4 protein-coding genes and 1 pseudogene are annotated in these 3,728 nt (G+C 48.1%); 1 reads left to right on the top strand and 4 read right to left on the bottom strand.

Translation table 11 applies throughout. From position 1 onward, the window contains the following. Positions 1-240: 240 nt before the first annotated feature. From M3200_RS02370 to M3200_RS02355, 4 genes and pseudogenes are all read right to left on the bottom strand, one after another. Positions 241-492 (bottom strand): hypothetical protein, encoded by a 252-nt coding sequence (locus tag M3200_RS02370; RefSeq protein WP_022381938.1) that lies wholly within the window; start codon positions 490-492, stop codon positions 241-243. 12 nt (positions 493-504) lie between these two features. Then, a pseudogene (locus tag M3200_RS02365) lies at positions 505-1,824 on the bottom strand (carbon starvation CstA family protein); the annotation flags it as partial. 23 nt (positions 1,825-1,847) lie between these two features. Next, the gene (locus M3200_RS02360) at positions 1,848-1,994 is read right to left on the bottom strand and encodes a carbon starvation CstA family protein (protein ID WP_288178086.1); all 147 of its coding nucleotides are present in this window, start codon (positions 1,992-1,994) and stop codon (positions 1,848-1,850) included. Positions 1,995-2,022: 28 nt separating this feature from the next. Then, complete coding sequence (locus tag M3200_RS02355; protein WP_022381935.1) at positions 2,023-2,607, bottom strand: DUF8052 family protein; 585 nt, start codon at positions 2,605-2,607, stop codon at positions 2,023-2,025. Between the two features lie 349 nt (positions 2,608-2,956). On the opposite strand from M3200_RS02355, the gene trxA reads away from it, so the two are divergent. Next, the gene (gene trxA / locus M3200_RS02350; RefSeq protein ID WP_022381934.1) at positions 2,957-3,280 is read left to right on the top strand and encodes a thioredoxin; all 324 of its coding nucleotides are present in this window, start codon (positions 2,957-2,959) and stop codon (positions 3,278-3,280) included. The last annotated feature ends 448 nt before the right edge of the window (positions 3,281-3,728 follow it).

Here is a 3,728-nt window from a genome sequence, read left to right as displayed (position 1 = left end):
TGCCACAGCTCCTTTTTCTATTGGAATATGCCATTAAAGAATTATCTAGCATCTATATGCATTAATTTTGTTTGAACACCTAAAAACCTCGCTTCGCTCGAGAACTACTGTATTCCCCGGCTTCGCCGGGACCTTCTCCTTCGGAGCAAGGTTAACACCCTTAAACCTCGCTTCGCTCGAGAATAGGGAAAAGCACCGTTTTAACGGATTTTGTCACAGTTCCTTTTTTAATGTCTTCACTTATTCTTCTACTTCAAGGTCAGGCAGTCTTTCTGCTTTATCTCCGCCGCCTTTTCTGCCGCGCATGACGGTACGGTAACCTTCTACGGCAAGTTCAAGGGCAAGAACGATGAGGAGGGTGCCGATGCCGGCCTGTGCGTACGGGCCCCAGTCTGCTCCGCCTTTCATGATCATTCCGATCTGGTTCCTGACGATGATGACGAGGGATGCAAGGGTGACGATCATCATGAAGGTCATCGGGAAGAGGAACATCTTATTGTTCTTCCCTGCATTGCTCAGCCATGCGGCTACGGCAAGGAGGCCGATTCCGGCGAGGAGCTGGTTGGCTGCGCCGAAGAGACCTCAGATCTTCATGAAGCCGTTCATGCCAAGAAGGACGCCCAGGACAACGGTCAGGATCGTAGCAAAGTACGGATTGACCATCAGTTTCTTGAATCCGCCCTTGATGTCCTTCGGTGTTTCGCCTGGTTCGAGCCAGAATTCCTGGAACATGAAACGGGCCAGTCTTGTCGCTGTATCAAGGGATGTCAGGCAGAATGCGGAGTATGTCAGGACAAGGAGCGTGTACATCATCGTTTCTGCTCCTTCCAGGCCCGGAATCTTGGCAATCATGGCAGCGATGCCGCCGGCGAAGATATCCGTCGCGCCGTGGATATGGCCTGTTTCCCTGGCATACGCAATCGCGCAGAGGGTAATGATGGCAAGAACACATTCCAGAAGCATGCCGCCGTATGCGATCGGCTTGGCGTCGGATTCCTTATCGAGCTGTTTGGACGTCGTGCCGGAAGATACAAGGGAATGGAAGCCGGAAATCGCGCCGCAGGCAACGGTCGTGAAGAGGATCGGGAACAGGTACTGTACGCCGTTTCCATTGTCCACGGAGAAGCCTGTGTAAGCCGGGAAGAGGTTCGGATCGATATCAGGATGCGCGCCTACGATGCCGACGACGGCAACGATGAGCATCGCATAGAGAAGGAACGAACTCAGGTAGTCACGCGGCTAAAGCAGGATCCATACCGGAGTGACGGAAGCAATCGTGATGTAAAGGCCGATCAGCCACATCCATGTCGTCTGGGAGAAGTAAATCGGATGGAAGTTCATGCCGATGCCCATGCAGAGGACGATAGCGCCGATAGCCATCACTGTGGATACTGCCATGGATACATGGAAACGGTATACGATAAGGCCGAAAATGACGGCAGCCACAATGAAGAGCATCGAAACCATAGCAACGGATGCTTTGACAGCACTTTTTTCCATATTGACCGCGCCGTTTTCAATCGTTGCGCCGAACGTGGAAGCAACGATGGCAGCAAAGGCTGCAACGACAAGGATCAGTGTCAGGTAAGAGAATATGATGAAGAGCTGCTTGGCTCTCTTAGACATATTCGCTGAAATGATTTCCCCGATGGACTGCCCGTTGTGGCGGACAGAAGCAAAGAGCGCGCCGAAGTCATGGACGCCGCCAAAGAATATGCCGCCGACGAGAACCCAGAGCGTGACAGGCAGCCATCCGAACATGGCAGCCCCAATCGGTCCCGTGATAGGGCCTGCGCCTGCAATCGAGGAAAAATGGTGCCCCATGAGCGCCGGAGCTTTAGCGGGGACTAGTCAATCCCGTCTTCCATTGTATGAGCAGGTGTCGAAATATTTCCCTCACCCACGTCCCACTGTTTCACCAGCCAGCGGCCGTAGAAAATATAGCCGCAGAGGAGAATAGCGAGACAAACCGCGAGCAGTACAAGCGTATTCAATGAAGTGACCTCCCTTCAAATCCCGGCCTCACGCGAGACCGGCCTTCCGTCCTTCCCACACCTTCATCATTTCCGGCTGCATTCTCCGCCCTGCCCTGTTGAAGAGGAATCTTTCCCTCGACAGGTCTAGGCAGCTGGCCCGGTACTCGAGCCATCCGTGAATCATGAAGCGGAACGTTTTCGTGTAACTTGATTTCTTCAATGCCTTTTCTGCTGCTTCATCAGCATCATCACAGATGATGACAGAGGAAACCCCTGTGTACATATGGCCCGGTCCTATATGAGCCATCTTCTTGCCTTTCCGGCAGACAAATTCCTTCACGGCCTCATGGACCGCCTCCGTCAGACGCGGGCAGGTGAAGAGGAAAATGAACTCCTCCTGCTCCGACGTCCATAGTTCGTTGGAACGAAGCAGGAAATAGCCGCCGTTTCTCTCATAGTATTCGCACACAGCCGTAAGCTCTGCGCCGCCCGGCAGGAGCGGAACAGAAAGCTTTAGAGCTTCCCTGACTCCTTCCGTCTCCGGAGCGTCCATCCCGTCGAAACGGGTGATTCCGTAAAATCTGCTGTACGATGCAAGCAGCCTCTCAGCAGCGTTTCTTTTTCGATCCATCGAGTCCTCCTTCCTTATCTCTTAATCTCATTATTTGATGAGATATAATTATATTAACTTGATTATACCTTACTTCAAATAATTTCTGTAATAAAAGATACTTATACCTATTCGCAAGTATTGAAAAGTATACTATATTTTAAAAATCAAATTTAAGTAGACATATGACATTTCACCACAGAATGTCTTGCAAAACATTTCTATTTTTATTTCTCTATATATCTAAAAACTTGAAATTTTCAAGTTTTATCCCCTTGTACATACTTCAAAATATGTTATAATAATCATATAGAAAGAATTAAATGCAGCGTTGCTTTTTGAAGCGCGGACGAAAAGGAGCGATCGACTTATGATCACAGAAATTCACAACCAGGCAGATTTCGAAAGAGAAATCGTAAACCACAAAGGTTACAGCATTATTGACTTCTGGGCAACTTGGTGCGGCCCCTGCCGCATGATGGCCCCGGTCATGGACCATGCCTCCGAGCTGCTCGGAGATAAAGTCAACTTCACCAAAGTTGATACCGATGAAATGCAGGAACTCGCAGGAAAGTTCAACATCATGTCCATTCCGACCATCATCCTCTTCAAGGACGGCCAGGAAGTACACCGCATGATCGGCGCTGTACCGCAGGAAGCATTCCTCGAAGAACTGAAGAAGTTCCTCGCTTAATGAATTGCACTAAAAAGGAGTCCGGATATCCGGGCTCTTTTTTCATGCCTGATTTTATTCATATGTCTTTCGCTTCATTTCCATCCCCATCCATAGATTTTGATGCACATATACTCCATTATATATGCAATTTATTCGCATATTACAAATTTTTATAGCTTAGAATCTTCCTTTAGTATTTTTTATGTAAAGTTTTGTTTATACTCTTGATTATTTGATAATATTTATTTATACTGATAATAGTAATTTAAGAATTTTCCGTATCTGAGTGGGTGACGATATGCCATTCATTCGCTTCACGGCCTGTATCACCGCAGTCACCCATTCATTCTGATTGATGTGCATGTATTGTTCGTTAAAAGATATGGATGATTTGCGGGCTTTTTAATTGTATCACCTTTGCACCACCGGTCATTCTGGTGCGGATTTGTTAATACAGACAAATAAA

Source organism: Dialister sp. CAG:357, assembly GCF_000435155.1.
Taxonomy (GTDB): domain Bacteria; phylum Bacillota; class Negativicutes; order Veillonellales; family Dialisteraceae; genus Dialister; species Dialister hominis.
Note: the sequence above shows the minus strand (reverse complement) of the source record. Positions and strands in the feature narration are given on the sequence as shown.